The sequence below is a fragment of the Streptomyces chengmaiensis genome, assembly GCF_029846775.1.
In the GTDB taxonomy this organism is placed as follows: Bacteria; Actinomycetota; Actinomycetes; order Streptomycetales; family Streptomycetaceae; genus Streptomyces; species Streptomyces chengmaiensis.
The window spans coordinates 69,882-93,976 of sequence record NZ_JARWBG010000025.1 but is presented as its reverse complement, the minus strand read 5'-3'; the positions used below and the strand labels follow the sequence as shown (position 1 = coordinate 93,976).

The window sequence follows — 24,095 nt, the reverse complement described above, 5'->3', positions numbered from 1 at the left end:
TCAGGGCTCCTTGCGGGAGGTACGGGAGGAGTCGCGGGACGGGGCGGCGGTGGCCGCCGCCGTCCCCGCGCGGGACAGCAGAAGCAGCAGCGCCCAGGTGATGAGCAGGCTGAGGACGGAGACGGCCACGGACATCTTCGCCTGCGAGCCGGAGATGGTGACGATCCACACCGCGAACGGCTCGAAGCCGAGGAGCGAGGCGATGGTGAACTCGCCGAGCACCAGCGCCAGGGTGAGGAACGCGGCCCCCGCGAGCGCGGCACGCAGATTGGGCAGCAGGACGCGGACGACGACGTACGGCCAGGACGCGCCGCAGTTGCGGGCGGCCTCCACCAGGGTCGGCACATCGACCGCGCGCAGCCCGGTGTCCAGCGAGCGGTAGACGAACGGCAGCGCCAGCACCGTGTACGCGAGGACGAGCACGACCGGGAACTCTTCGTTCTGCACGGCGAGGAACGTCTGGTACAGCGGCGTGCGCGACAGATGGTCCGGCCCCCAGCGCAGCACGGTGCTGACGCCGGTGACCAGCGCGATCGGCGGCACGACCAGCGGCAGCATGCACATCACCTCGACCACGGGCCGCAGCCGCGGCGCGCCGAGGCGCACCGCGACCAGCGCGGGCACGGCCAGCAGCAGGGCGAGCGCGATGGTCGCGGCGGCGAGGGAGAGCGACAGCAGCAGGCTGTCGGTGAATCCGTCGGCGGCGAGCAGCGCGGTGTAGGCCTCGAAGGAAACGCCCTGCCCCGGGGTGTGCACGGTGAAGACGAAGGAGGCGGCCAGCGGGATCAGGAAGTAGCAGGCGGCGAGCGCGAGCACGGCCCCCCGCCAGACGCGGGGCCGCCCGCTCCGGCGTGTCGCGGCCGCCCGCGCGGGGCGGTCGATCGTGGAGGTCGTCATCGCAGCCATCGCGCGCTCCGTCGCTGGAGGGGGAGGTAGACCGCCATCACGAGCCCGGCGATCAGGATCATGTCGAGGCTGAGGGCGAGAGCCACGTTCTCCTGGCCGACGAGCACGTTCCCGGACAGCGCGTCGGCGATCTTCAGGGTGACGAGCGGCACCGAGCCGCCGACGAGGGCGGCGGCGGTGGCATGCGCGGCGAAGGCGCTGCCGAAGAGGAGGACGAAGCCGCCGAGCAGCGAGGGCGCGAGCACGGGCAGGCCGATGTGGAGCCAGAACTGGCGTCCGCTTGCGCCGGCGTTCTGCGCGGCTTCGCGCCACTGGGGCCGCAGCCCGTCCAGCGCGGGGACGATCACGAGCACCATCAGCGGGGTGAGGAAGTACAGATAGACGACGGCGAGCCCGGTGAAGGAGTACAGGTTCCAGCCGAGCGAGGTGAGGTCGGCGAGCTGGGTGACGACTCCGGAGATGCCGAGGGTCGCGATGAACGCGAACGCGAGCGGTACGCCGCCGAAGTTGGCGAGCACGCCGGACGCGGTGAGCGCGGCGTCGCGCAGGGCGCGGGAGCGTGAGGTGACGATCGCCTGGGCGATCAGGACGCCGAGGACCGAGCCGATCAGCGCAGTGAGCGCCGAGAGCTGCACGCTGCCGATCAGGGAGCCGAGATAGGGCCCCTGGAGCGAGCGGGCGAGATGCTCGCCGGTGACCGCGGTGGCGCCGGTGTCCGGGTCGGTGCGGGTGACGGCCCCGTACAGCAGCGCGCCGACGGGCAGTCCGAAGCACAGCGCGGTGAAGCCGAGCAGCGGCAGCGCGGCGAGATGCGTGCGGGGTCCGCGCCGCCGCCGGCGGCGACGGGACGCGCCGCCGGCGACAGGCGTGGGGGGCTGGGAGAGCGCGGTCATCAGGAGAGGGCCTTGTCCCACTTCTCTGCGAGGTCGGCCTTGGCCTTGTCCAGCTCCTCGGAGGAGGGGAAGGCGGGCGCGTCGGAGACCTTGGGGAGCTTGCCGGTGAACTCCTTGTCCGCGGTGCCGTCCTCGATCATCGCGGGGAGCAGAACGGGCCGGGCGTACCCCTTCAGCCACAGGTTCTGGCCCTCGGCGCTGTAGAGGAACTCCATCCACAGGCGGGCGGCGGCCGGGTGCGGGGCCTCCTTGTTGACGGCCTGCGAGTAGTACTGGGCGTAGACGCCGTCGCTGGGGACGGCGACCTTCCAGTCGACGCCCTTGTCCTTGAACTGGTCGGCGTACCCGGCGTTGAGGTAGTCCCAGTCGATGCTGATGGGCGTCTCGCCCTTCTCGACCGTGGCCGGGGTGGACTCCACGGGGATGAAGTTGCCGCTCTTCTTCAGCTCGGCGAAGAAGTCGATGCCGGACTGGATGTCGCCAAAGGAGCCCTTGTTCGCGAGCGCCGCGGCGTACACCCCGCCGAAGGCGGACCCGGACTTGGTCGGGTTGCCGTTGAGCGCGACCTTGCCCTTGTACTCGGGCTTGAGCAGGTCGGCGAACGTCTGCGGGCAGTTCTTGATCCGCTCGGCGTCGCAGCCGATGGAGACATAGCCGCCGTAGTCGTTGTACCAGCGCGCCTCGGCGTCCTTCTGGGAGTCCGGGATCTTGTCCCAGGACTCGACCTTGTAAGGCGCGAACAGCCCTTCCTCGGCGCCGCTCCGGGCGAAGGCGATACCCAGGTCCAGCACGTCGGGGGCGCGCTTCTGGCCCTTGCGGGACTTCACGGCGGCGATCTCGTCGGCGCTGGAGGCGTCCGGGTTCTCGCTGTTGACCTTGATCTTGTACTTCGCTTCGAACGCCTTGATGACCTCGCCGTAGTTGGCCCAGTCCGGCGGCAGGGCGATGACGTTGAGCTCGCCCTCCTTCTGGGCTGCGGCGATGAGCTCCTTCATCCCGCCGAAGTCGGCGGCGGAGCCGGCGGCAGACGCCTTGACCCCGCCGCTGCCGGCCGCGTCGGCCGTGTCGTCGGGGGCGGCGCCACAGGCGCTGAGGGACGTGAGGACGGCGGCGGCGCCGAGCAGGGCGGCCGTGCCGCGGCCGGCAGATCTGAACACGGGTCTCTCCCAAGAGCCGAGGGGACGGAACTTGTCTGAACAAGCCGGGTTCAGTTCGCCTGGCAGACCTGGCCGGTTCATGAACGGCGAATGACGTGCCGGGCACGGCTTCCCGAAGACCGAAAACCGTGTTCTCCCCGTGATCCAGCGCCCAGCGGGTCTCTCGGCGACGGTGGCGACAGCAGCCCCTCCCCCGGTCTAGGCTGACTGGAAACAGCAGCAGTTCTACGGCGAACTGCGCACACTTGACCCCTGACACGGAGGGCGAACGCGTGGCGGCATCGCGTTATCTACAGATCGCGGAGGCGCTGCGCCGCTCGATCCTCGGCGGCGAGTACCCGGTCGGCTCCCAGCTGCCCAGCGAGAGCGACCTCGCGGCCCGCTGGTCCGCCTCCCGCGGCACGGTGCGCCAGGCGGTCGCCCTCCTCGCCTCCGAAGGCCTCATCGGCTCCCGCCAGGGCGCGCGCCGCATCGTGCTTCGGCGCGAACGGCGGCACAGTTTCGCCGAGTTGAACAGCTTCGCCCAGTGGGCGCAGGGCGAGGGCTACGAGATCTCCAGCCGCATCCTGACCCGTACCCGCCGCCCCGCCACTCCCACGGAGTCCACCCGACTGACCCTGCCGCCGGGCGCCGGCGTCCTCTATGTGGTCCGCCTGCGCCTCCTCGACGGCGAACCGGCCATGCTGGAACGCACCGCCTACGCGGACTGGGTCGCTCCGTCGGTCGAGGAGCTCCCCGACGACTGCGTCTCCATCATGAACAGCCTCGCCGACGCCCACGGCATCGTCGCCCACTACGGCGACCATCTGATCGACGCGGTCCCGGCCGGCAGCGTCGACGCCCGCCTCCTCCACGTCCGCCGTGGCAGCCCCCTCCTCCGCCAGCGCCATCTGACCTGCACCGCGACGGGCCGCCCCATCGAGTGGACCGACGACCGGTATGTGGCGGGCGCGGTCACCTTCAGCGTCAGCAACTCCGCGGACGCCTCCCCGCTGTCGCGCCGGGCGGGCAGGCTGGACGGGTAGCCCTTCCCTCGGCGCGCCTGGAAGGGGCCTCAAGGGCCCGGAGGCAGGCAGAAGCCGGGACGCAGGCAGAGCCCGTGACGCAGGCAGAGCCCGTGACGCAGGCAGAGCGCGCGACGCAGGCAGAGCCCGGGACGTCAGCCGCCCGAGGTGTCCAGTTCCGCGTCCGCCGTGACGCCGGCGCAGTCGTACGGGTCCCGCAGCCAGCCGTCCGGCAGCACCACCCGGTTGTTGCCGGACGTCCGCCCGCGCGGGCCGTCCGCGCCGGACGGCCAGGGCTGGTCGAGGTCCAGCTCGGCGAGCAGCTCGCGCAGCTCGTCCAGGGAGGAGGTGATCGCGAGCCGCTTGCGCATCTCGGAGCCCACCGAGAAGCCCTTCAGATACCAGGCCACATGCTTGCGGAAGTCGACGACGCCCCGCGCCTCGTCGCCGATCCACTCCCCCAGCAGGTGCGCATGGCGCACCATGACGTCCGCGACCTGACGCAGCGACGGCCTTGCGTACGCGTCCGGGCCCGCGCCCTCGAAGCCCGCCACCAGGTCCGCGAAGAGCCACGGGCGGCCCAGGCAGCCGCGCCCCACCACGACCCCGTCGCAGCCGGTCTCGCGGACCATGCGCAGCGCGTCGTCCGCCGTCCAGATGTCGCCGTTGCCGAGCACCGGGATCTCCGGCACATGCTCCTTCAGGCGGGCGACGGCATCCCAGTCGGCCGTGCCGCCGTAGTGCTGGGCAGCAGTGCGGCCGTGCAGCGCGATCGCCGTCACGCCCTCCTCGACCGCGATCCGGCCGGCGTCCAGATACGTCAGGTGATCGTCGTCGATGCCCTTGCGCATCTTCATCGTCACCGGAAGATCCCCGGCGTTCGTCACCGCCTCGTGCAGGATCGCACGCAGCAGCGGCCGCTTGTACGGCAGGGCGGAGCCGCCGCCCTTGCGGGTGACCTTCGGCACCGGGCAGCCGAAGTTCAGATCGACGTGGTCGGCCAGGTCCTCGTCCACGATCATGCGGACGGCCTTGCCGACGGTGACCGGGTCCACCCCGTACAGCTGGATCGACCGCGGGGTCTCGCTCGCGTCGAAGTGGATCAGCTGCATGGTCTTGTCGTTGCGCTCCACCAGCGCCCGCGTCGTGATCATCTCGCTGACGAACAGCCCCTTCCCGCCGGCGGCTGCACCCCCCGGGGGACGACCCCCGAACCCCCGCCCGCCTTCGGCGAATTCGCGGCACAGCGTCCGGAACGGCGCGTTGGTGATGCCGGCCATGGGAGCGAGCACCACGGGCGGCTGCACGGCGTACGGGCCTATCGACAGCCCGGGGAGCGGGGTGGTGGTCATCGACCCATTGTCCCGCACCGCGGCAGTGCCCTCACACACCCGCGGGCACGGCCGACCCGCAAAGCCCGGGGAGCGGGCCTCGGCCGCTCCTGGACCAGGGCCCGGCCCGCAGCGCGCTGCGGGCCGGGCCCTGGTCTTCTGTGCCGTGTGTTCAGCTGTCGCCGTCCTGCCGCGGCGACTGAGGAGACGGCGCCGACTGCCCCCGGCTGCGCTCACGCATCCTGCGCAGCAGGTCCTGCTTCTGGTCGGCGGCGGCGCTGCGGTCGGCCGCGCGGGACGGGCCGCCGCCCTGCTGGTCGGCGCGGGACAGCTTGCGGCGCTGACCGCCGACGCCGAGGAGGTTGTTACGGCTCTTGGCCATGGGTTTCTCCCATTCGCAGTGAGAAGTGCGGTATGTGGTGATTCGCGTCGGAAGGAGGCGGCGCCGGGCCGGCAGGCCGGGCCGCCCTCCCCTCACTCGTAGATCGGGAGGAATGCGTCCATGACGGCGACGGTAGCGGGGCGAGGGGCGTCGGAACACCCGATTTTCGGGCCCTCGGGACGACCGTCGGGGGCCCGCGCCCTCGACGGCGCACCGTGACGCGTCCCCTCGACGGCGCACCGTGACGCGTCCCGCGGAGCGCTCAGGCGCGGCCCGCGGCCGGGTCAACCGTCGCCTGGTGGGCTTCCATGAGGTGGCTCTCCGCTTTCAGCCAGGGGAGATACGGCAGGAACCGCGCGGCCTTGCGCCAGCCGCAGGTGCCGCAGCGCAACGTGCGCCGGATTCCGGCCCGGTGGGCGCGCACGACGTGTTCGCGGCCGTGCTGGTCCCATCTGCTGAGGCTGGGTATGAGGGTCGTCGGCATGGTGCCCAGTGTGCAGCGAAGCCCCCGGTTCCGTACGTGGAACCGGGGGCTTCGCATGCCGTGAAGCCGCCTTGGGGCGCGGGCGTCAGCAGCCGAGCAGGCGGCTGCCCAGGTAGGTCTGGATCTGGTCGAGCGAGACGCGCTCCTGCTTCATCGTGTCGCGCTCGCGCACGGTGACCGCGTTGTCGTCCAGGGTGTCGAAGTCGACGGTGACGCAGAACGGCGTGCCGATCTCGTCCTGGCGGCGGTAGCGGCGGCCGATGGCGCCCGCGTCGTCGAACTCGATGTTCCAGAGCTTGCGCAGGTCCGAGGCGAGGCCCTTGGCCTTGGGCGAGAGCTGCGGGTTGCGGGAGAGCGGAAGCACCGCGACCTTGACGGGAGCGAGGCGCGGGTCGAGGCGCATCACGGCGCGCTTCTCCATGACGCCCTTGGCGTTGGGGGCCTCGTCCTCGTTGTACGCGTCGAGGAGGAAGGCGAGCATGGTGCGGCCGACGCCTGCGGCGGGCTCGATGACGTACGGGGTCCAGCGCTCGCCGGCTTCCTGGTCAAAGTACGACAGGTCGGTGCCGGACGCCTGGGAGTGGGCGGAGAGGTCGTAGTCGGTGCGGTTGGCGACGCCCTCCAGCTCGCCCCACTCGCTGCCGCCGAACTGGAAGCGGTACTCGATGTCGGCGGTGCGCTTGGAGTAGTGGGAGAGCTTCTCCTTGGGGTGCTCGTACCAGCGCATGTTCTCCTCACGGAGACCAAGGTCGCGGTACCAGTTCCAGCGCTGCTCCATCCAGTACTCGTGCCACTGCTCGTCCTCGCCGGGCTTGACGAAGAACTCCATCTCCATCTGCTCGAACTCGCGGGTGCGGAAGATGAAGTTGCCGGGGGTGATCTCGTTGCGGAAGGACTTGCCCATCTGCGCGATGCCGAAGGGCGGCTTCTTCCGGGAGGTCTGCTGGACCTGGGCGAAGTTGGTGAAGATGCCCTGGGCGGTCTCCGGACGCAGGTAGGCGACGGAGCCGGAGTCCTGGGTGGGGCCGAGGTGGGTGGAGAGCAGACCGGAGAACTGCTTGGGCTCGGTGAAGGTGCCCTTGTTGCCGCAGTTGGGGCAGTTGAGGTCGGCGAGGCCGTTCTCGGGGAGCTTGCCGTGCTTCTCCTCGTAGGCCTCTTCGAGGTGGTCGGCGCGGAAGCGCTTGTGGCAGGAGGTGCACTCGGTCAGCGGGTCGGTGAAGGTGGCGACATGGCCGGAGGCCTCCCACACCTCGGTGGCCAGGATCACCGAGGAGTCGATGCCTACCACGTCCTCGCGCGAGGTGACCATGTAACGCCACCACAGGCGCTTGATGTTCTCCTTCAGCTCGACACCCAGCGGCCCGTAATCCCAGGCGGCCCGCTGACCGCCGTAGATCTCGCTGCAGGGGTAGACGAAGCCACGGCGCTTGCTCAGGTTGACGATGGTGTCGATCTTGTCGGCGGCCACGGTGCTCTCTTCATTACGACGACGACGAACGGACAAAACTGGCGCGTAGCGCCTCGATGAGGGGTGATGGTCGGGAGACGGATGGACGAAGGGGCGGCGCGTAGCGCCTCGATGAGGGGTGGTGGTCGGGAGACGGGCGGGCGAATGCTTCAGATTACCGGCGGCCGCACCCCTCGGATCAAATCGGTAGGGGGCGGAGGCCCTTTGAAGACCTTGTTGACAATCGTTTCCAGTTTTGTTGAAAATGACTTCCATGAACGTACGACGCCGCCTCATACCCGCCGCCGCTGCCGCCGGAGCGATCACGCTCGGGCTGACTGCCCTGACCGCCTGCTCCGGCTCCACCTCGGCCGACGGCAAGGGCGAGGACGGCAGGCTGAAGGTGGTGGCGTCGTTCTACCCCATGCAGTTCCTGGCCGAGCAGATCGGCGGCGACCACGTCTCCGTCACCACGCTCACCAAGCCGGGCGTCGAGCCGCACGACCTGGAGCTCAAGCCCCGCCAGACCGCCGAGCTGAACGAAGCCGGCTACATCCTGTACCTCAAGGGCATCCAGCCGGCCGTCGACAAGGCCATCAGCCAGTCCGGGGCCGAGCACAAGGTCGACGCCGCGACGCTGACCACGCTGGAGAACCACGGCCCCGAGGTCGGCCACGACCACGAGGGCGAGGGCCACACAGACGAGCCCGGCCACGAGGGCGAGGCGCACGCCGACGAGCAGGGCCACCAGGAAGGCGGTCACAGCGAAGAGGGCCACGCAGACGAAGGCCACGAGGCCGAGGGCCACGGCGACCCCGCTCTCGCCGACCCCCACATCTGGCTCGACCCCGTGAAGTACGCGGAGGTCGCCGAGAAGGTCGGCGAGACCCTCGGCAAGGCCGACCCCGACCACGCCGCCGACTACGCCAAGAACGCCGACGCCCTGGTCAAGAAGCTCGACGCGCTGCACACGCAGTTCGCGGACGGTCTGAAGAACACCTCCACCAGGACCTTCATCACCACCCACTCCGCCTTCGGCTACCTCGCCGAGCGCTACGGCCTCGTCCAGGAGAGCATCGCCGGCCTCAGCCCCGAGTCCGACCCCTCCCCCGCCCGGGTCAAGGAGCTCCAGGAGACCGCCGAGAAGGACAAGGTCACCACGGTCTTCTTCGAGACCCTCGCCAGCGACAAGACCGCCAGGACCCTCGCCGGCGACACCGGACTGAAGACAGACGTCCTGGACCCCCTGGAGGGAATCACGGACAGGTCCAAGGGCGATGACTACATCGAGGTCATGGAGGCCAACCTCACCGCGCTCAAGAAGGCGCTCGGCGCGAAATGACAGACGTAGTGGAGGCGACGGCGATGAGTGAGCCCGCCATACCCGCGGCCGGAGCGATGGCCGCACCCGCAGGAGCCGCGGCGGAGACGGAACCCCCCGTCATATCCGTCCGCGGCGCCCGTGCCACCCTCGGCGCCCGCCCCGTGCTGCGGGGCGTCGACCTCACCGTGCGCCGCGGTGAGGTCGTCGCGCTGCTCGGCGCGAACGGCTCCGGCAAGTCCACCGCCGTCCGCTCCGTGATCGGCCAGGTTCCACTGGCCGCAGGGGAGATACGGCTCTTCGGCGACCCGCTGCGCCGCTTCCGCCAGTGGTCGCGCCTGGGCTATGTGCCGCAGCGCACCACCGCTGCGAGCGGTGTGCCCGCCACGGTCCGCGAGGTGGTCTCCGCGGGCCGGCTCTCCCGTACGCGGCTGGGCTGGGCTTCCCGCGCCGACAAGGAGGCCGTGCAGCGGGTGATCGACCTGGTGGGTCTGGGCGACCGTGCCAGGGACTCGGTGAGCGCGCTCTCCGGCGGCCAGCACCAGCGGGTGCTGATCGCCCGGGCGCTCGCCGCGCAGCCCGATCTGCTGATCATGGACGAGCCGATGGCCGGGGTCGATCTGGCCAGTCAGGAGATCCTCGCCCACACACTGCGCGAGCAGGTCGCACACGGTACGACGGTGCTGCTGGTGCTGCATGAGCTGGGCCCGCTGGAGCCGCTGATCGACCGTGCCGTGGTGCTGCGCGACGGCTGCGTGGTCCATGACGGACCGCCGCCCGAGGCGGTCGGCCAGCACGCGCTGCCCGGCCACGACCACGTACATCCGCATGCGGCCGACGAGCCGCTCCGCACGGGACTGCTGACTTAGGACCATGGACATCCTCGACACCGCCTTTATGCAGCGGGCGTTCATCGCCGCGATCCTGGTCGGCGTCACCGCGCCCGCCGTCGGCATCTATCTCGTGCAGCGCCGGCAGGCGCTGATGGGCGACGGCATCGGCCATGTCGCCATGACCGGTGTGGGTCTGGGCTTTCTGCTGTCGGCCAACCCCATCTGGATGGCCACGCTGGTGTCCGTCGCCGGCGCGATCACCATGGAGCTGATCCGGACATACGGCCGCACCCGCGGCGACATCGCGCTTGCGCTGCTGTTCTACGGGGGCATGGCGGGCGGCGTGATGCTGATCGAGCTGTCGGACGGGGGTTCGGCCGCCAACCTCTCCAGCTATCTCTTCGGCTCGCTGTCCACGGTCTCCGACGCCGACCTGACGGCGATCGCGCTGCTGGCCGCGTTTGTGATCCTGGTGTCGATCGGGCTGCGGAGGCAGTTGTTCGCGGTCAGCCAGGACGAGGAGTTCGCGCGGGTGACCGGCCTGCCGGTGCGGGCGCTGAATCTGCTGATCGCGGTGACCGCGGCGGTGACCGTCACCGTCGCCATGCGGGTGGTCGGACTGCTGCTGGTCAGCGCGCTGATGGTGGTCCCGGTGGCGGCGGCGCAGCAGCTGTCCCGGTCGTTCCGGGCGACGTTCGCAGGCGCGGTGGTGATCGGGGTGACCGTCTCGGTGGCGGGCACGGCCACCTCGTACTACCAGGACGTGCCGCCGGGAGCGACCATTGTTCTGTTGACGATCGCGCTCTTCGTCGTGCTCGCCGCACTGGCGACCCCGCTGGCGCGGCGACGCGCCCGGGCGGCCGAGGCCGCTGTGGCGGCGGCGCACGCGGCCGGGCAGGCCTCGGAGCCCCTGACGCCCCTTGGGACCCCGGGCCCCCCGCGGACTCCGGAGACTCCGGCGGACGACGTCAGGGTCTGAACCCGCCCCGTGGGCCGTCTTCAGTCAAGGAGCGCGTCAAGGTCTGGCCAGGAGTCGACAGGTCGGCCGGGTGTCCCACGCAACCTGGCACAATTGGCCGGACGTGAGTGAAGAGCGGCGAGGCGAGGAGGCACCTGTGACGACGGCGCCAAGCGGCGGAAAGGCGGCCCCTGTGCGCGGTCGGTCGACCCGGCAGCGCGCCGCGGTGGCGGCGGCGCTCGACGAGGTCGACGAGTTCCGCAGTGCGCAGGAGCTCCATGACATGCTGAAGCACCGCGGCGACTCGGTCGGGCTGACGACGGTCTATCGCACGCTGCAGTCGCTCGCCGAGGCGGGCGAGGTCGATGTGCTGCGCACCAGCGACGGCGAGTCGGTGTACCGCCGTTGCTCGACGGACGACCACCACCACCATCTGGTGTGCCGGCTGTGCGGCAAGGCCGTGGAGGTCGAGGGCCCGGCGGTGGAGCAGTGGGCGGAGTCGATCGCGGCGCAGCACGGTTATGTGAATGTGGCGCACACGGTCGAGATCTTCGGTACATGTGCGGAGTGCGCCGCGAAGAAGCAGTGACCGCAGGGTCATGTGCGGGAGCGTTCGCAGGATGACTCGCAGGATGAGGGGCGGGGCGCCGGGCACCCCGCCCCTTGTGCGTCATCCGGTCACTTGGCCGTTCACTTGACGGCCTCGTCGCCGACCTCGTTGGGGATCGCGCCGCCGAAGCGGCGGTCGCGCTGTGCGTACTCCAGGCAGGCGCGCCACAGGTCGCGGCGGTCGAAGTCGGGCCACAGCACGTCCTGGAAGACCATTTCGGCGTAGCTGCTCTGCCAGATCAGGTAGTTGGAGGTGCGCATCTCGCCGCTGGGCCGCAGGAAGAGGTCGACATCCGGCATGTCCGGGTAGTACAGGTATTTCTGCACGGTCTTCTCATTGACCTTGCCGGGGTCGAGCTTGCCGGCCCTGACGTCGGCGGCGATGGCCGCGGCGGCGTCGGCGATCTCGGCGCGGCCGCCGTAGTTGACGCAGAAGTACAGGGTCATCGCGTCATTGCCCTTGGTCTGCTCCTGGGCGACCTGGAGCTCCTGGACGACGGACTTCCACATGCGGGGCATCCGGCCGACCCAGCGGATGCGGATGCCGAGCTCGTCCATTTCGTCGCGGCGGCGGCGGATGACGTCGCGGTTGAAGTTCATCAGGAAGCGGACCTCGTCGGGCGAGCGCTTCCAGTTCTCGGTCGAGAACGCGTAGAGGGAGAGGTTCTTCACCCCGATCTCCAGGCAGCCCTTGAGGACGTCGAGGACGACTCCCTCGCCGACCTTGTGGCCCTCGGTGCGGGGCAGCCCGCGCTCCTTGGCCCAGCGGCCGTTGCCGTCCATGACGACCGCGACATGGTTGGGGATCAGCTCGCCGGGGATCTTGGGTGGCCGGGCGCCGGACGGGTGCGGCTCGGGGACCTTGTACTCGCGGCGGGACCGGCCCAGGATTCCGCGTCGTGCCATGCGGCTCACATCTCCCATTGGTGTGTTGATCGCTACTTCTCGACGTATCGCAGTGAGCGCAGCCCGCGCTCCAGGTGCCAGTGCAGATAGGCGGAGACCAGTCCGCTGCCCTCTCTGACGTACCGCGGCTCGCAGGCGTCCGCCGTGGCCCAGTCGCCGGTCAGCAGCGCGCTGAGCAGCCCGACGGCCTCCGCAGAGGGTACGACGCTGCCCGGCACCCGGCAGTCGCCGCATATGACGCCGCCCGCGGCGACGGAGAAGAACCGGTTCGGCCCGGGGAGGCCGCAGCGGGCGCAGGCCTCGAAGCTGGGGGCGTAGCCGTTGACGGCGAGGGAGCGCAGCAGGAAGGCGTCGAGGACGAGGTTGGGGGCGTGCTCGCCGCGGGCGAGGGTGCGCAGTGCGCCGATGAGGAGGAGGTACTGCTGGACGGCCGGTTCGCCTTCGTGGTCGGTGAAGCGTTCGGCGGTCTCCAGCATGGCGGTGCCGGCGGTGTAGCGGGCGTAGTCGGCGACGATTCCGCCACCGTACGGAGCGATGGTCTCGCTCTGGGTGCACAGCGGCAGTCCGCGGCCGATCAGGTCGCTGCCGCGGGCGAAGAACTGGACGTCGACGTGGGAGAAGGGTTCCAGCCGTGCGCCGAACTTCGACTTGGTGCGCCGCACGCCGCGGGCGACGGCCCGCACCCGCCCGTGTCCGCGGGTGAGGAGCGTGATGATGCGGTCGGCCTCGCCCAGTTTCTGGGTGCGCAGGACGATGCCGTCATCACGGAAGAGGGTCATGGCTCCATTGTCCCGTACCACCGGCCGGCGGCGGACCCGGTCCTGCGACCCGGTCCGGCGACCCGCTCCGGCGAGCGTGGCAATTGCCGTAGCAGCTCCCCCGGGCGGCGGCGACGTCGCGGAATGAGTCGGATGGGCCGGAGATCCGCAGGGTCGTCCGGCAGCCCGGGAGACGCGCCCGCGCAGAGCCCCGCTGCACGACTTGCAGCACAGCGACGTCGGCAAGGCCGAATAGCGACGCCGCAACCGTGAACCGAGCAGCGCCACCCCACCCCCGCCATTCGTCGGTTGATACTTTTATCCGCCATGGATCAGAGGTGGAACCGGCTGATCGTCGGAGTGGCGCTGCTCGGCCTGGCTTTCGGCGGCTGGAGCCTGTGGACCAACCTCGACGAGTTACGGACCCGCGCCCGCAGCCAGGAGGAGATAGCCAAGGCATGCGGGGGCCTGGTGGACCCGGAGAAAGTGCTGAGGCTGCACGGGGGAACGCTGCGCGCACAAGCCCCCGACGATGCGGACGATCGCATCACCGCACCCGTCACCGGGACAGAACGCTGCGTCGTCTATCGCGTGACGGGGAAAGACAAACTCTTCGGCCTGTTCCAGCTGTCCATACGCCCCAAGCCGAACGAGCGATACGCCCACCTCGTCGGGAACAGCGTCACGGCCCCCTTCGAGAACGAGATACGCGAAGGCACGGACAACCCGGTGCGCGACGCCGACATCCCGATGGAGCACCCCCTTGGTGACGGCCGCCTCGGCAGCTACACACAGGGCAGGGTCACCATGAAGGCCGTGTGCGACGCACCGGATAACGGGAAACTCACCTCGGTGTCGGCCACCGCACTGGCTTCCTACGACCCGGACACGGTGACGGCCGAGGAGCGCAGGACCCTGGCGGCCCTGGCAAGGGAGGCCGCGCAGAAGGCAGCGGCCCAGCTGGACTGCTCCGCACAGCTCGCCCGGCCCCCGAAAAACCTCAAGCCGCCGAACCGACGCCTCGGCGCCGCGACCGCTGCGGACGGCACCTGCGCCTGGTACGCACGTTTCCTGCACGGCGCCGACCGCGGAAGGCTGCCCGACCGCTTCCTGGCGGCTCCGACCAGCGCACGGGCCTGGACGGAGTCCTGTCTGCTCGCCCTGAGCACGGATGAACTGCGCCGTATATGGCCCGAGCTGAATCCGTGGCTGCACCGGGACTTCGAGCTGGAGCCCTTTCTCCGGCATCTGCCGTGGTGGATGCAGACGGAGTCCTTCTTCGGCGACGAAGCGACAGCGGTCACCGCTGAAGGCGTCATTGACCAGACACCGCTCAAACCCGGTACCGCAGGGGAGGTCGGCGGCGCGAATGTCTGGTGGGCCTCTTCCACCTGTCAGGACCAACCCGCCCTCCATACGCTGACGGTTGCCTACCCCTACGACCGCACCGTACGGGCGCGGCTCTCGGCGGTGTTCCGCGCGTACGTCGTCGACGTCACCGCCCGCCGCGGCTGCGCGGACGTGAAGTTCCCATCCGCGTCCGCCTTCAAGGAGGCCCCAGAGGTCAAGGAACCTCCCCGCGGCTCCGGGCGTTCTCGTACGCCGTCTGCGCGCTGATCCGCTCGGAGGCGGTGGCCGGCCGGACCTTCTCCGGCGTGCACACCCACTCCCGACCGCCGCCCAACGGCCGCAGCCGCAGAGTGTGCCCGGTCTGACCGACGTACCTGCCCACCGTTCCGGTGCGGACGTCGACGACGTACGTGCCCTCGACCGGCATCGTCACTGCGCTGCTCCCCCTTTCCCCGAGAGCACAGCGGCGGCGATGGCACGCGCCGTGTCCACGTTGCAGCGCCCCAGTTCAATGAGCGGGCAGGGGATGTCCCGGGTGTACGAGGCGAGCTCGACGCGCAGCGACGGCAGCGTAATGCCCGACTGCTGCAGGACTTCACGCAGTCTGTTTACGGTCTCCTCCGCCTCTTCGATGCAATTCACCGAGTGCCGGGTGCGCGGGTTCGGGGGCTTCGACATGTTCGCGGCCATGGTTTTCCTCTTCGATCCGACTTCACGTTTCGCAATACAAGGGTGACGCTCCGCAGCTACGCTCAACAGGGGGACGCGCACTACAACGGACGTGTGTCACAAGGGGATTGATCCATGGCCAAGGGTCTGCGGCAGGCGGCGTGGGAATTCTTCGGCGCGGAGCTGAAGCGGCGGAGAGAGGCGGCGGGCCTCACACAATCGGAGCTGGGGACACGGGTGTTCGTGTCCGGCGGATACATCGGCCAGTTCGAACAGGCCATCAGAAAACCGCAGTTGGATGTGGCGCAGCGCATCGACGAGGTGCTGCAAACCGATGGCATTTTCGAGAGGATGTGGCGAAAGCTGATCGACAAGTCGCCGTATGCGACCTACTTCGCCGCGGCGGCGGAGCTCGAAGCCCTGGCCACGAAAATCTGCGACTTCGCCCCGACGCTCATCCCGGGCCTGCTTCAGACGAAGGAGTACGCACGCGCGGTCGTACTGGCAAGTAACCCGCTGGCGACAGAGGAGTTCCTCGAAGACACCGTCGGCGCACGTATGGACCGCGCGAAGATCCTGGGCGATGCCACGCGTCCGCTGTACTGGGCGATCCTTCACGAATCAGCACTGCGGATCCAGGCAGGGACATCAGTCGACATGGCCCACCAGCTCGACCATCTCGCGACGATGGTCCGCGACCGCAAGGCGCTGATCCAGATCGTTCCGTTCGCAACCGGCGCACACCCGCAGATGGGCAAGATGTTCACGCTGATGGAGTTCGAGGACGCTCCGCCAACGGCCTATACAGAAGCGGTGTATTCGGGGAATTTGCTGGACGATCCAGCGGTGGTGAAGCGTACACAGGCCGCTTACGATCTCCTCAGGGCCGCCGCGCTGTCGCCGGAGGCGTCCCTGGCCCTGATCGAGTCGGCGGCGGAGGACTTCAGACGATGCGAGCGTTCGACCTGAGCACCGCCCGGTGGCGCAAGAGCAGCTACAGCGACGGGGACGGCGGCGAATGCGTCGAAGTGGGGTACGACTTCCCGAGCGCGGCCGCCTGGCGGAAGAGCAGCCACAGCGACGGGGACGGCGGCAGCTGCCTCGAAGTGCTGGACAACATCCCCGGCGTCGTCCCCGTCCGTGACTCCAAGCTCCCCTCCAGCCCCGTCCTCGTGGTCACCGCCCCCGCCTGGGCCGCCTTCGTCGAGACCCTCAAGCCCGCACACGAGGCTTGACTCCTCGGAGTTGTCCACAGGCACCCTTCGACACAGAACGGCCCGGGTAGTGTTCTCGGACACGGTGATCGCCAACCAGCGAGACACGGGGAGGCTGTATGGGCACGCCGCTCGGGGGCACGGGTGGTTTCTGGATCGAGGCAGACGACGTGCAGAAGGCGGGGGCAGCCGCGCGCAAGGTTGCACAGGACATCCCTGCAGACATCAAGACTCTCTACAAACCCACGGACAACGCCGTCAAGGGGCTTCCCGGCTGGCGGACCGCAAAGGCTCTCGACGAGTGTGTCGATGCCTGGGCCAAGGCGCTGCGGTCTCTGGCCGGACTGGTCGACGGGGCCGGAGACGCGGTCAGTGCCTCAGGGAAGGCATCCCGCAATGAGGACGACGAGCGCCGCCGAGCCTTTCAGGGCCTGCCGCCCTACACGTACGGTGCCGGGATGCCTCGGTGAAGGTCTCCGAACTGCGAGATGCCAAGCCGTTTCCCATGGCAGACGCGGGGGACGCCTGGGACAAACTGGCCGAGGCCTTCGGCAAGCATATCGAGGCGTGCGGCAAGCACCTCCACCGCCGGCTCGGCCAGGAGACATGGGGCGGTCTGGCCGCTGAGACGGCCGCCGACAAGCTCGGCAGGATGCAGCGGTATCTGAACGTCGCCAAACAGGAGCTGGACAGCGTCGGGACAGTACTCAGAGCAGCGGGCGTCGAGTTCGCCACACATCAGAACACGCTGAAGGACGCTTTGGCGGACGCGGAAGCAGCCGGATACAAGGTCTCCGAGGACGGCTCCGTCGCCGCTCCCGACATCAGCACGGAGGACATGCAGCCCGGAGACATCGCCATGATGCGCCGCGACCAGGCCACTCGTGCGCAGGGCTATGCCGACCGGATCGGCCGCGCCCTGTCAGAAGCGGCTTCGGCCGACAGAGAGTATGCGAAATCGGTCAAGCTGTTCACGGACGCGGCCAACCGATGCGCCAAAGGGGACTGGAGCGTACGGGCCGCCGAGTTGTTCACCGCGAGCAGCCTTCACGGGGATCTGCTGACCGAGCTGGGCATGCCGGACAAGAACGCGTCGCCAGAGGCCGTCCGTGCGTGGTGGGACGATTTGTCACCCTCGCTCCAGGCGGAGATCATCCAGGACTACGCCCAGGAAATCGGCAACCGAGACGGCATCCCCGCCGCCGACCGGGACAAGGCCAACCGTGCCTATCTCCCGATGCTCCTCGCCGGCCTCGAGTCCGAGTACGCAGGCGCGTCAGGTGACCGCGCGGAGTCACTCAAGGCCAAGGTCGAGGGCGTGAAGGGCATCCAGGACCAGCTGGCGAAAGGCGGCGAACCACGCCCGTATCTCCTGGGCCTAGGTGCGGAGGGCAACGGCCGGGCAATAGTCTCCTTCGGCAACCCGGACACGTCGAAGAACGTCTCGGCGTACGTACCGGGGCTGAATACAAGGCTGGAGGGGCACTTCGCCAGCGCGGATGTGCAGCGGGCCCGGGACGTGGCCGTGACCGCCGGTCGACTCGATCGGGACAACCCGACCGCATCGATCGTGTGGCTCGGCTATGACACACCGCAGCTGCGTGAGGCTAGCCCTTCGGCCCTGGACGTGATGTCAGACGACCATGCTGAGGCAGGTGCACCGGCGTACAACCAATTCCTACGCGGCATCCGCGCGACTCACGATGGCGGGGACCCCCACATCACCGCTCTCGGTCACTCTTACGGTTCCCTCACTGTTGGGGAGGCCAGCCAGGCGAAGGGAGGTCTCCCGGCCGACGATGTGATTCTCATCGGCAGCCCGGGAGTCGGCGTCGACAAGGCCGAGGATTTTGGCGTAGGGGCGAACCATGTGTACGTCGGAGCAGCCGACAATGACCAGGTGACCAAGCTGCCTGCCAAGAATCCACTTGAGTACCTGGCTCCGGGCAGTGAGTTCGGCACACACCGAATCTGGTTCGGCACGGACCCTGCCGACCGGGACTTCGGCGGCAACCACTTCGCCGTGGAGCCAGGCCAGGACACGGGTCTGCCGGGTTTGGTCAGCGGTAACCTGCCTGCGCACTCCCACTATTTCGACCCCGAGGACGGGCCGACATCTCTGAAGAACATCGCGCTCGTGGTGACTGGCAATGGGGACAGCATCAAGCGAGTTGAGCCGCGATGAGCCGGGGTTGGAAGTGGACCCGCGCGGTCGGAACAGCCGCCTTGGCCTTGGCGCTCGCGGCGTGCGGGTCAGATGCGGACCAAGGGAAGCAGAAGGACGCCACCATGAACATGCAACAGGCGGGCGAACGCGCAGAGGTTGTCCTGGACGAGGCACTTGCCGGCATCAAGCCGCCACTGAAGTGGGAGTACGGCACACCGGGCGAGATCGCCTGCGGCGACGAGCTGAACCGCGCTACGGGCGGCTCAAACGTCAAGCGGTCCCGGGTAATCACGACGACGGTCACGAAGGAGCGCCGCGGCAGTCTCTTCGGGCTCGTTCAACGGCACTGGGAGGCCGAGGGTTACACCATTACGAGCGTTAACGCAGACGCAAAATTCCCTGATGTGTTCGCCGAAACGTCTGACGGATTTGTTGTGTCGATGAACGTGGGAGCCACAGGGAATGTGTGGTTCGACGTCTCCTCTCCCTGCGCAACCGCCTCAGACGTAACGTACCCGGCAGGCACCCCGGGCGCTTCCGGAGGCCCCAAGACGGAAGAGGTCACCCCAACGCACCATTCCTCGTTCTGGTCATCCAGCGAACCGCTCCCACAGTGACGACCCGCTGACCAGCCGAGCGTGTCGAGCAGTTCACGCTCGCTCCGCGACGACACCGACATGGTCTTCGCCCTCGCCGAGCAGGCCCGGCGCGAAGGGCTGGGTTCTCAGTGCACGTCGAACTCGTAGCCATGCCGGATGTCCACGGGGCAGCTGAACACCCGGAGGTCTCCCCACCTGCCCACGGTGATACGTGTGGTGTGGTCGCTGGCCACGGTGAACAGGAGTCTCATGGGGATGTCACACTCACGGCAGCGGAACTCCCACGGTTCAGTGAGGTGCCAGGTGGGCCAGCCGCCGAACTTGCATCCCGCCACGCGTGTGATGACGTCGCCCCCGTCCTCGCCGGAGGTCTCCTTCACCAGCCGTTCCACGTCATCCGCGACCTCGTCCGGCAGTTCCTCCGGGTAGGGAAAATCTGTCAGTGGCACTGGGGTCAGCAGACACGGCCGGGGCGAGAAGCCGTAGTCCTCTTCTTCCTGCCGCACGGGCGCGGGGGCCGTAAAGGGCTCCTGCGGCAGGTCGGCTGTCCGCCGCCAGCGGATCTCCACCACCGGGCTTCCGTCCGCGTGTGGAGCCGGTGGGTCCCAGTGCGGGTTCGGGCACCACAGCAACTGGAACACATCAGCGCCTTGCGGCCACCAGTCTCCCGGTGCGTCCCGTCGCAAGACCTGCACCACCGGGACCATTGCCACGGGCGGCAGCCCGGACGGCTCCTGTTCGTCCGGCACGGAGCAGTGCGGCCACGGCTCGTGTACAGGCCAGAGCATCGGCCCGGCGATGGAGCTGTCCTGGTGCCCCGGTGTCCCCGGCGTCGGATGGAGGACGACCGCGGGCCGGGCGTAGGGAGCGAGAGTGGGGACTGCGGCGAGAATGGACTCGGCGGGCGGTCTGTTCGAGTACGGCAGCACGATCGAACGGTACGCGGGCCTCCCAAAGGCATCAACCGCGTGATCAAGCTCATCGCCTGCAACGCGTCCGGCTTCCGCAACACCGACAATCAGCGACTACCAAAGAGGTCTTCGCCCAACGGCAGCGGATCGGCGAACTCATCGGCCGGCTCCGCGTCTTCGACCAGTTGGTCCCCGGTGAATCCGTCCAGCAGCTGACCACTGAGAACACCACCCTCAAGCACCGCGGCCACCAGCTCACCCCGGAGCACCACAGGCTGCAGGAGCGACTCGAAGGCACCGCTCCAACCTCCGCTTCGTCGACAAGCGCATCGCCGATCTCGAAGCCCAACTCCTTGAACAGGACCACCCATGACGCTCCCGCTCGGCTCCGCCTGTGTCTTGGCTCCCCGGCCAGCGAGTTGAGCGTTGTGGTCGGCGAGTGAGCCGATCTCTCCCCGACACGCAAGCCCTGTCCGCCCGAATCGATCGAGAGGCCGCAGCCCAACCCACCCGGTTCACGGCGCGTGAGCATGCGAAGCTCGCCTGTCCGGGAGTCGCCAAGGAGCCGCGTCAGGACCGGGCGAGGACACAGAACTCGTGGCCCTCCAGGTCGGTCAGGCACGTCCACGGGACGTCGCCCTGGCCGACGTCAAGGTCGGTGGCGCCGAGGGCCCGCAGCCGGGCCACCTCCGCAGCTTTGATGTCACCGGGGCCCGGCACCAGGTCAAGATGGACGCGGTCCGGCGCAGTCTTCACGTTGGGCGAGCGGAGGAACTCAAGATACGGGCCGACACCCTTGGCCGAGCCGACGGGTTTCACGGCGGTCGCGCCGGGTTCTCCGCTGGACACAACCCAGCCGAGCGCCTCCGCCCAGAACCGGCCGACCGCCGAGTCATCCAGAGCCTTTATGTTCACCAGGACAGGTCGCAGCGTCATGCCGGAGATCCTAAGCACCCGCCCTGCAACGACATCCGCAGTTACCGTCGCCCGCGCGAGTGCGATCGAGACCGCCCTCGCCAACGAGCCACCCCGTCACGGACGCCTGCGCGCATCCACCCAGTTCACAGCCCACCTGATCACTCCGAGAGTCGGTAAATCGCCCAGTCGACAAGGGCACGCGTCTTCCAGTGCAGCCCGTTCCACTCGTCCTGGGCGTCGGTGTCGGACGGCTCCGGCCAGATCACCACGGCCAGCGGCGGCAGGCCGATGCGGGGCGCGATGGACTCGTTTGCGTCAGCCATCCAGGTCGTCGCCCAGACCACCTCGCACGGCAGTGCCGAAAGCCGGGGCCCGTGTTCGGGGTTGATCCTGGTCAGGAGCGGATTCGCAGCGGCATCGAGGCCCCCGAGACCCGTCGTGTACGTCGGATGCTGCTCTGGTGCCGCGCCGAAGGGAATGAGTGGTCCGTCTACGTCGAGAAACAGCAGCGGACGCTGGAGGTGGCCGGTCACAGCAGCACGATAGTGAGGCCTTCCGACGAGCCCGCTGCGGCGGCTCCTAGAACAGCGCGCGTGCCGAGTCCAGCAGGCGGGTCGTGTCCTCCGGGGCCAGTTGGAGCGCCGTGCCGACCGTCGTCAGGACGTCGCGTTCCGCGGGGATGTAGGGGCCGTCCGCGAGGGCGATGCGGGCGCCCTGGAAGAGGATGGATTCGCGGCCCGCGGGGGCCAGGTGGGGGGCCAGGGGTTCGAGGGCCTCGTGGAGTTCGATGGCCAGGGCCGCGCCGCAGGGGCCGGAGTCGGCGATGAAGCGGCCGGTGTCGGCGGCGAGGGCGTCGATGAAGGAGGTCAGCTGGTCCTCGGTGCAGTCGTCGAGGCCGGCCGCGCGGACCGTGGTGACCGCCGTTTCGCGGACCGTGCGGGAGGCGGTGCCGCCGGAGGCGAGGACTGCCAGGGCGACGGTGTGCACCGCGTCGCGGAGCATCGCGGAGAAGCGGGTGGTCGTGGGGTGGTCCAGGACGTCCATGCCGTAGCGGGAGCGGCAGGCCGCGCACTCGACGACCGGGCCCGCGGAGCCGCGCGGCAGCAGCGGGACGCCCAGGAAGGTGAAGCGCCGGCGACCGGTGCGCCGGCGGTAGTTGCGGTCGCCGCCGCAGCCGGGGCAGAAGAACTCTCCGTCACCGATGGTGTTCCACGAGGTGTGGACTCCGCATACCAGCACTTTTCGGCCGAATACTCCACGTACTGGCAGCACGTCGCACCTCCGTAACCATCCGGCAACACTGCCGCGTTGACGTGATGTTAGCCACATCGATGAGGGCGCGTCAGCACCCCGGCGACGGTACACCGGGGACATGGCCGATTCCCCTCCCTCGCGCTGCCTGTGCAGCGGTGCGCCCCCGGTCGCCCCTTGCTGCAGGGGGACCGGGGGCGCGGGGCCCGGCGGGCCCCGAAAGTGTTACTGGCGGGCGGCGCGGTTGACGGCCGAGACCACCGCCTTGAGCGAGGCGCGTGTGGTGTTGGCGTCGATGCCGATGCCCCACAGGACCTTTCCGTCGATGGCGCACTCGATGTACGAGGCGGCCTGGGCGGAGGCGCCCTCGCTCATCGTGTGCTCGGTGTAGTCCAGGACGCGGGCGTCGATGCCGATGGCCTGGAGTGCGTCGACGAAGGCGGAGATGGGGCCGTTGCCGGTGCCGGTCAGGTTGGTGTCGGCGCCGTCGACGACCGCCTCGACGGTCAGGGTGTCGACGCCGTCGGTGTCGGTGGTGGTCTGGCCCGAGCGGAGCTGGACGCGGCCCCAGGCGCTCTGCGGGTCGGGGTGGGGCAGGTACTCGTCCTGGAAGACCGCCCAGATGTCCTTCGGCGTGATCTCGCCGCCCTCGGTGTCCGTCTTCGCCTGGATGATCTTCGAGAACTCGATCTGCATCCGGCGGGGCAGGTCCAGCTTGTGGTCGTTCTTCAGGACGTAGGCGACGCCGCCCTTGCCGGACTGCGAGTTGACCCGGATGACGGCCTCGTAGGAGCGGCCGACGTCCTTGGGGTCGATCGGCAGATACGGAACCGCCCACTCCAGCTCGTCCACGGTGACGCCGCGCGCGGCCGCGTCCGTCTCCATGGCGTCGAAGCCCTTCTTGATGGCGTCCTGGTGGGAGCCGGAGAAGGCGGTGTAGACCAGGTCGCCCGCGTACGGGTGGCGGGGGTGGATCTCCATCTGGTTGCAGTACTCGGAGGTCCGGCGGATCTCGTCGATCTGCGAGAAGTCGATCTGCGGGTCCACGCCCTGCGAGAAGAGGTTCATGCCCAGGGTGACCAGGTCGACGTTGCCGGTGCGCTCGCCCTGCCCGAACAGACAGCCTTCGATGCGGTCCGCGCCCGCCATGATGGCCAGCTCGGCGGCGGCGACGGCGGTGCCGCGGTCGTTGTGCGGGTGCACGGACAGACAGACGTGCTCGCGCCGGGACAGGTTCCGGGACATCCACTCGAAGCGGTCGGCGTGTGTGGAGGGCGTGGAGCGCTCCACCGTCGCGGGCAGGTTCAGGATGATCTCGCGGCCCGCCTCCGGCTGCCAGACGTCCATGACGCCCTCGCAGACCTCCAGCGCGAAGTCCAGCTCGGTGTCCGTGAAGATCTCCGGGCTGTACTGGTAGCCGAAGACCGTCTCATCCCCGAGGATCTTGTCCGCGTACTCCATCACCAGCCGGGTGCCGTCGACGGCGATCTGCTTGATGTCGTCCTTGGAGCCCCGGAAGACGACCCGGCGGAACACGGGCGCGGTCGCGTTGTACAGGTGGACGGTGGCGCGGTGCGCGCCGCGCAGGGACTCCACCGTGCGCTCGATCAGGTCCTCGCGGGCCTGGGTGAGCACGGAGATGGTCACGTCCTCGGGGATTGCGCCCTCTTCGATGATGGAGCGCACGAACGCGAAGTCCGTCTCGCCGGACGACGGGAAACCGACCTCGATCTCCTTGTAGCCCATGCGCACCAGCAGGTCGAACATCTCGCGCTTGCGGGCCGGCGACATCGGGTCGATCAGCGCCTGGTTGCCGTCGCGCAGATCGGTCGACAGCCAGCGGGGCGCGACCGTGATCCGGTTGTCGGGCCAGGTGCGGTCCGGGATGTCCACGGCCTCGTACGGCTGGTACTTGTGGATCGGCATCCCGGACGGCTGCTGGGTGCGGGTCGCGTTGGTGATGGGCGTGGGGCGACCGACAGGGGTCTCAGACATTGCGCAGGGCTCCTCGGAGTGTCCTCTGGGAC

The 24,095-nt window shown here is 69.1% G+C and carries 26 protein-coding genes and 2 pseudogenes; 11 read left to right on the top strand and 17 right to left on the bottom strand.

Annotation, left to right across the window (positions count from 1 at the left end):
* Genes QCN29_RS21525 through QCN29_RS21515 form a run of 3 tightly spaced genes read right to left on the bottom strand, consistent with a single transcriptional unit; the run spans position 1 to position 2,956 of the window.
* A complete protein-coding gene (locus QCN29_RS21525; protein ID WP_398859641.1) occupies positions 1–906 on the bottom strand; it encodes an ABC transporter permease in 906 nt (301 codons plus the stop codon).
* Entirely contained in the window at positions 894–1,799 is a 906-nt protein-coding gene (locus tag QCN29_RS21520) for an ABC transporter permease (protein ID WP_240138121.1), read from the bottom strand. Before QCN29_RS21520 ends, QCN29_RS21525 begins: the two co-directional genes overlap by 13 nt.
* Positions 1,799–2,956, bottom strand: a complete 1,158-nt coding sequence (locus QCN29_RS21515; RefSeq protein ID WP_240138120.1) for an ABC transporter substrate-binding protein — start codon at positions 2,954–2,956, stop codon at positions 1,799–1,801. The genes QCN29_RS21520 and QCN29_RS21515 overlap by 1 nt, the downstream gene beginning before the upstream one ends.
* Before the next feature lie 272 nt (positions 2,957–3,228).
* Between QCN29_RS21515 and QCN29_RS21510 the strand changes: the two genes are divergently transcribed.
* Positions 3,229–3,981: a GntR family transcriptional regulator gene (locus QCN29_RS21510; protein ID WP_240138119.1), complete on the top strand. Its 753-nt coding sequence runs from the start codon at positions 3,229–3,231 to the stop codon at positions 3,979–3,981.
* Between the two features lie 134 nt (positions 3,982–4,115).
* Here QCN29_RS21510 and dusB read toward each other — a convergent pair whose 3' ends face one another.
* The 4 genes from dusB to QCN29_RS21490 all read right to left on the bottom strand — a co-directional run bounded on the left by dusB (position 4,116) and on the right by QCN29_RS21490 (position 7,625).
* Positions 4,116–5,312, bottom strand: coding sequence for a tRNA dihydrouridine synthase DusB (gene dusB / locus QCN29_RS21505; protein WP_279930123.1), 1,197 nt, complete (start codon positions 5,310–5,312; stop codon positions 4,116–4,118).
* A gap of 151 nt (positions 5,313–5,463) precedes the next feature.
* Positions 5,464–5,673: a DUF6243 family protein gene (locus tag QCN29_RS21500; RefSeq protein ID WP_240138117.1), complete on the bottom strand. Its 210-nt coding sequence runs from the start codon at positions 5,671–5,673 to the stop codon at positions 5,464–5,466.
* A gap of 262 nt (positions 5,674–5,935) precedes the next feature.
* Positions 5,936–6,157 carry a hypothetical protein gene (locus QCN29_RS21495; protein WP_240138116.1) on the bottom strand — a complete coding sequence of 74 codons (222 nt, stop codon included), beginning with the start codon at positions 6,155–6,157 and terminating at the stop codon, positions 5,936–5,938.
* 85 nt (positions 6,158–6,242) lie between these two features.
* Positions 6,243–7,625: a glycine--tRNA ligase gene (locus QCN29_RS21490; RefSeq protein WP_240138115.1), complete on the bottom strand. Its 1,383-nt coding sequence runs from the start codon at positions 7,623–7,625 to the stop codon at positions 6,243–6,245.
* Between the two features lie 253 nt (positions 7,626–7,878).
* Here QCN29_RS21490 and QCN29_RS21485 point away from each other — a divergent pair, with 253 nt between their 5' ends.
* The 4 genes from QCN29_RS21485 (at position 7,879) to QCN29_RS21470 (ending at position 11,305) form a co-directional block, all read left to right on the top strand.
* The gene (locus tag QCN29_RS21485) at positions 7,879–8,946 is read left to right on the top strand and encodes a metal ABC transporter substrate-binding protein (RefSeq protein WP_279930121.1); all 1,068 of its coding nucleotides are present in this window, start codon (positions 7,879–7,881) and stop codon (positions 8,944–8,946) included.
* Between the two features lie 56 nt (positions 8,947–9,002).
* A complete protein-coding gene (locus tag QCN29_RS21480) occupies positions 9,003–9,794 on the top strand; it encodes a metal ABC transporter ATP-binding protein (RefSeq protein ID WP_279930138.1) in 792 nt (263 codons plus the stop codon).
* A 4-nt stretch (positions 9,795–9,798) separates the two neighbouring features.
* On the top strand, positions 9,799–10,737 hold the full coding sequence (locus QCN29_RS21475) for a metal ABC transporter permease (RefSeq protein ID WP_279930120.1): 939 nt from the start codon (positions 9,799–9,801) through the stop codon (positions 10,735–10,737).
* 136 nt (positions 10,738–10,873) lie between these two features.
* On the top strand, positions 10,874–11,305 hold the full coding sequence (locus QCN29_RS21470; protein WP_279930119.1) for a Fur family transcriptional regulator: 432 nt from the start codon (positions 10,874–10,876) through the stop codon (positions 11,303–11,305).
* Positions 11,306–11,406: 101 nt separating this feature from the next.
* Here the strand turns inward: QCN29_RS21470 and QCN29_RS21465 are convergent, their stop codons facing one another.
* Both QCN29_RS21465 and recO read right to left on the bottom strand, forming a co-directional pair.
* Positions 11,407–12,231, bottom strand: coding sequence for an isoprenyl transferase (locus QCN29_RS21465; RefSeq protein ID WP_279930116.1), 825 nt, complete (start codon positions 12,229–12,231; stop codon positions 11,407–11,409).
* Positions 12,232–12,263: 32 nt separating this feature from the next.
* Complete coding sequence (gene recO / locus QCN29_RS21460; RefSeq protein ID WP_279930114.1) at positions 12,264–13,010, bottom strand: DNA repair protein RecO; 747 nt, start codon at positions 13,008–13,010, stop codon at positions 12,264–12,266.
* A 306-nt stretch (positions 13,011–13,316) separates the two neighbouring features.
* On the opposite strand from recO, the gene QCN29_RS21455 reads away from it, so the two are divergent.
* The gene (locus QCN29_RS21455) at positions 13,317–14,606 is read left to right on the top strand and encodes a hypothetical protein (protein ID WP_279930111.1); all 1,290 of its coding nucleotides are present in this window, start codon (positions 13,317–13,319) and stop codon (positions 14,604–14,606) included.
* Here the strand turns inward: QCN29_RS21455 and QCN29_RS21450 are convergent.
* Both QCN29_RS21450 and QCN29_RS21445 read right to left on the bottom strand, forming a co-directional pair.
* Complete coding sequence (locus tag QCN29_RS21450) at positions 14,554–14,766, bottom strand: hypothetical protein (protein WP_279930137.1); 213 nt, start codon at positions 14,764–14,766, stop codon at positions 14,554–14,556. The two genes, QCN29_RS21455 and QCN29_RS21450, sit on opposite strands and share 53 nt — an antisense overlap.
* A gap of 2 nt (positions 14,767–14,768) precedes the next feature.
* Complete coding sequence (locus QCN29_RS21445) at positions 14,769–15,029, bottom strand: hypothetical protein (RefSeq protein ID WP_279930110.1); 261 nt, start codon at positions 15,027–15,029, stop codon at positions 14,769–14,771.
* 114 nt (positions 15,030–15,143) lie between these two features.
* Here QCN29_RS21445 and QCN29_RS21440 point away from each other — a divergent pair, with 114 nt between their 5' ends.
* The 5 genes from QCN29_RS21440 (at position 15,144) to QCN29_RS21420 (ending at position 19,006) form a co-directional block, all read left to right on the top strand.
* On the top strand, positions 15,144–15,977 hold the full coding sequence (locus QCN29_RS21440) for a helix-turn-helix domain-containing protein (protein ID WP_279930107.1): 834 nt from the start codon (positions 15,144–15,146) through the stop codon (positions 15,975–15,977).
* Complete coding sequence (locus QCN29_RS21435) at positions 15,959–16,243, top strand: DUF397 domain-containing protein (protein WP_279930105.1); 285 nt, start codon at positions 15,959–15,961, stop codon at positions 16,241–16,243. The genes QCN29_RS21440 and QCN29_RS21435 overlap by 19 nt, the downstream gene beginning before the upstream one ends.
* Positions 16,244–16,341: 98 nt before the next feature.
* Positions 16,342–16,692, top strand: a complete 351-nt coding sequence (locus QCN29_RS21430; RefSeq protein ID WP_279930104.1) for a hypothetical protein — start codon at positions 16,342–16,344, stop codon at positions 16,690–16,692.
* A gap of 35 nt (positions 16,693–16,727) precedes the next feature.
* Positions 16,728–18,407 (top strand): alpha/beta hydrolase, encoded by a 1,680-nt coding sequence (locus tag QCN29_RS21425; RefSeq protein ID WP_279930103.1) that lies wholly within the window; start codon positions 16,728–16,730, stop codon positions 18,405–18,407.
* Positions 18,408–18,511: 104 nt separating this feature from the next.
* Positions 18,512–19,006, top strand: coding sequence for a hypothetical protein (locus QCN29_RS21420; RefSeq protein WP_279930101.1), 495 nt, complete (start codon positions 18,512–18,514; stop codon positions 19,004–19,006).
* 107 nt (positions 19,007–19,113) lie between these two features.
* On the opposite strand, the gene QCN29_RS21415 is transcribed toward QCN29_RS21420, so the two are convergent.
* The 6 genes and pseudogenes from QCN29_RS21415 to leuA form a co-directional block, all read right to left on the bottom strand.
* Positions 19,114–19,917, bottom strand: coding sequence for a hypothetical protein (locus tag QCN29_RS21415; RefSeq protein WP_279930099.1), 804 nt, complete (start codon positions 19,915–19,917; stop codon positions 19,114–19,116).
* Between the two features lie 89 nt (positions 19,918–20,006).
* Positions 20,007–20,150: a hypothetical protein gene (locus QCN29_RS21410; protein ID WP_279930097.1), complete on the bottom strand. Its 144-nt coding sequence runs from the start codon at positions 20,148–20,150 to the stop codon at positions 20,007–20,009.
* Positions 20,151–20,469: 319 nt separating this feature from the next.
* Positions 20,470–20,814, bottom strand: a pseudogene (locus QCN29_RS21405) (VOC family protein); the annotation flags it as partial.
* 182 nt (positions 20,815–20,996) lie between these two features.
* A pseudogene (locus tag QCN29_RS21400) lies at positions 20,997–21,350 on the bottom strand (HAD domain-containing protein); the annotation flags it as partial.
* 46 nt (positions 21,351–21,396) lie between these two features.
* On the bottom strand, positions 21,397–22,089 hold the full coding sequence (locus QCN29_RS21395; RefSeq protein ID WP_279930096.1) for a TerB family tellurite resistance protein: 693 nt from the start codon (positions 22,087–22,089) through the stop codon (positions 21,397–21,399).
* A 204-nt stretch (positions 22,090–22,293) separates the two neighbouring features.
* Positions 22,294–24,063 (bottom strand): 2-isopropylmalate synthase, encoded by a 1,770-nt coding sequence (gene leuA, locus QCN29_RS21390; RefSeq protein WP_279930094.1) that lies wholly within the window; start codon positions 24,061–24,063, stop codon positions 22,294–22,296.
* Positions 24,064–24,095 lie beyond the last annotated feature (32 nt).

Coding starts and splice junctions, on each gene's coding strand:
- QCN29_RS21480 (WP_279930138.1), top strand. CDS start 9,003: ATGGCCGCACCCGCAGGAGCCGCGGCGGAGACGGAACCCCCCGTCATA.
- dusB (WP_279930123.1), bottom strand. CDS start 5,312: ATGACCACCACCCCGCTCCCCGGGCTGTCGATAGGCCCGTACGCCGTG.
- QCN29_RS21445 (WP_279930110.1), bottom strand. CDS start 15,029: ATGGCCGCGAACATGTCGAAGCCCCCGAACCCGCGCACCCGGCACTCG.
- QCN29_RS21440 (WP_279930107.1), top strand. CDS start 15,144: ATGGCCAAGGGTCTGCGGCAGGCGGCGTGGGAATTCTTCGGCGCGGAG.
- recO (WP_279930114.1), bottom strand. CDS start 13,010: ATGACCCTCTTCCGTGATGACGGCATCGTCCTGCGCACCCAGAAACTG.
- QCN29_RS21450 (WP_279930137.1), bottom strand. CDS start 14,766: ATGCCGGTCGAGGGCACGTACGTCGTCGACGTCCGCACCGGAACGGTG.
- QCN29_RS21455 (WP_279930111.1), top strand. CDS start 13,317: ATGGATCAGAGGTGGAACCGGCTGATCGTCGGAGTGGCGCTGCTCGGC.
- QCN29_RS21430 (WP_279930104.1), top strand. CDS start 16,342: ATGGGCACGCCGCTCGGGGGCACGGGTGGTTTCTGGATCGAGGCAGAC.
- QCN29_RS21525 (WP_398859641.1), bottom strand. CDS start 906: ATGGCTGCGATGACGACCTCCACGATCGACCGCCCCGCGCGGGCGGCC.
- QCN29_RS21420 (WP_279930101.1), top strand. CDS start 18,512: ATGAACATGCAACAGGCGGGCGAACGCGCAGAGGTTGTCCTGGACGAG.
- QCN29_RS21475 (WP_279930120.1), top strand. CDS start 9,799: ATGGACATCCTCGACACCGCCTTTATGCAGCGGGCGTTCATCGCCGCG.
- QCN29_RS21495 (WP_240138116.1), bottom strand. CDS start 6,157: ATGCCGACGACCCTCATACCCAGCCTCAGCAGATGGGACCAGCACGGC.
- QCN29_RS21520 (WP_240138121.1), bottom strand. CDS start 1,799: ATGACCGCGCTCTCCCAGCCCCCCACGCCTGTCGCCGGCGGCGCGTCC.
- QCN29_RS21500 (WP_240138117.1), bottom strand. CDS start 5,673: ATGGCCAAGAGCCGTAACAACCTCCTCGGCGTCGGCGGTCAGCGCCGC.
- QCN29_RS21425 (WP_279930103.1), top strand. CDS start 16,728: ATGGCAGACGCGGGGGACGCCTGGGACAAACTGGCCGAGGCCTTCGGC.
- QCN29_RS21465 (WP_279930116.1), bottom strand. CDS start 12,231: ATGGCACGACGCGGAATCCTGGGCCGGTCCCGCCGCGAGTACAAGGTC.
- leuA (WP_279930094.1), bottom strand. CDS start 24,063: ATGTCTGAGACCCCTGTCGGTCGCCCCACGCCCATCACCAACGCGACC.
- QCN29_RS21485 (WP_279930121.1), top strand. CDS start 7,879: ATGAACGTACGACGCCGCCTCATACCCGCCGCCGCTGCCGCCGGAGCG.
- QCN29_RS21435 (WP_279930105.1), top strand. CDS start 15,959: ATGCGAGCGTTCGACCTGAGCACCGCCCGGTGGCGCAAGAGCAGCTAC.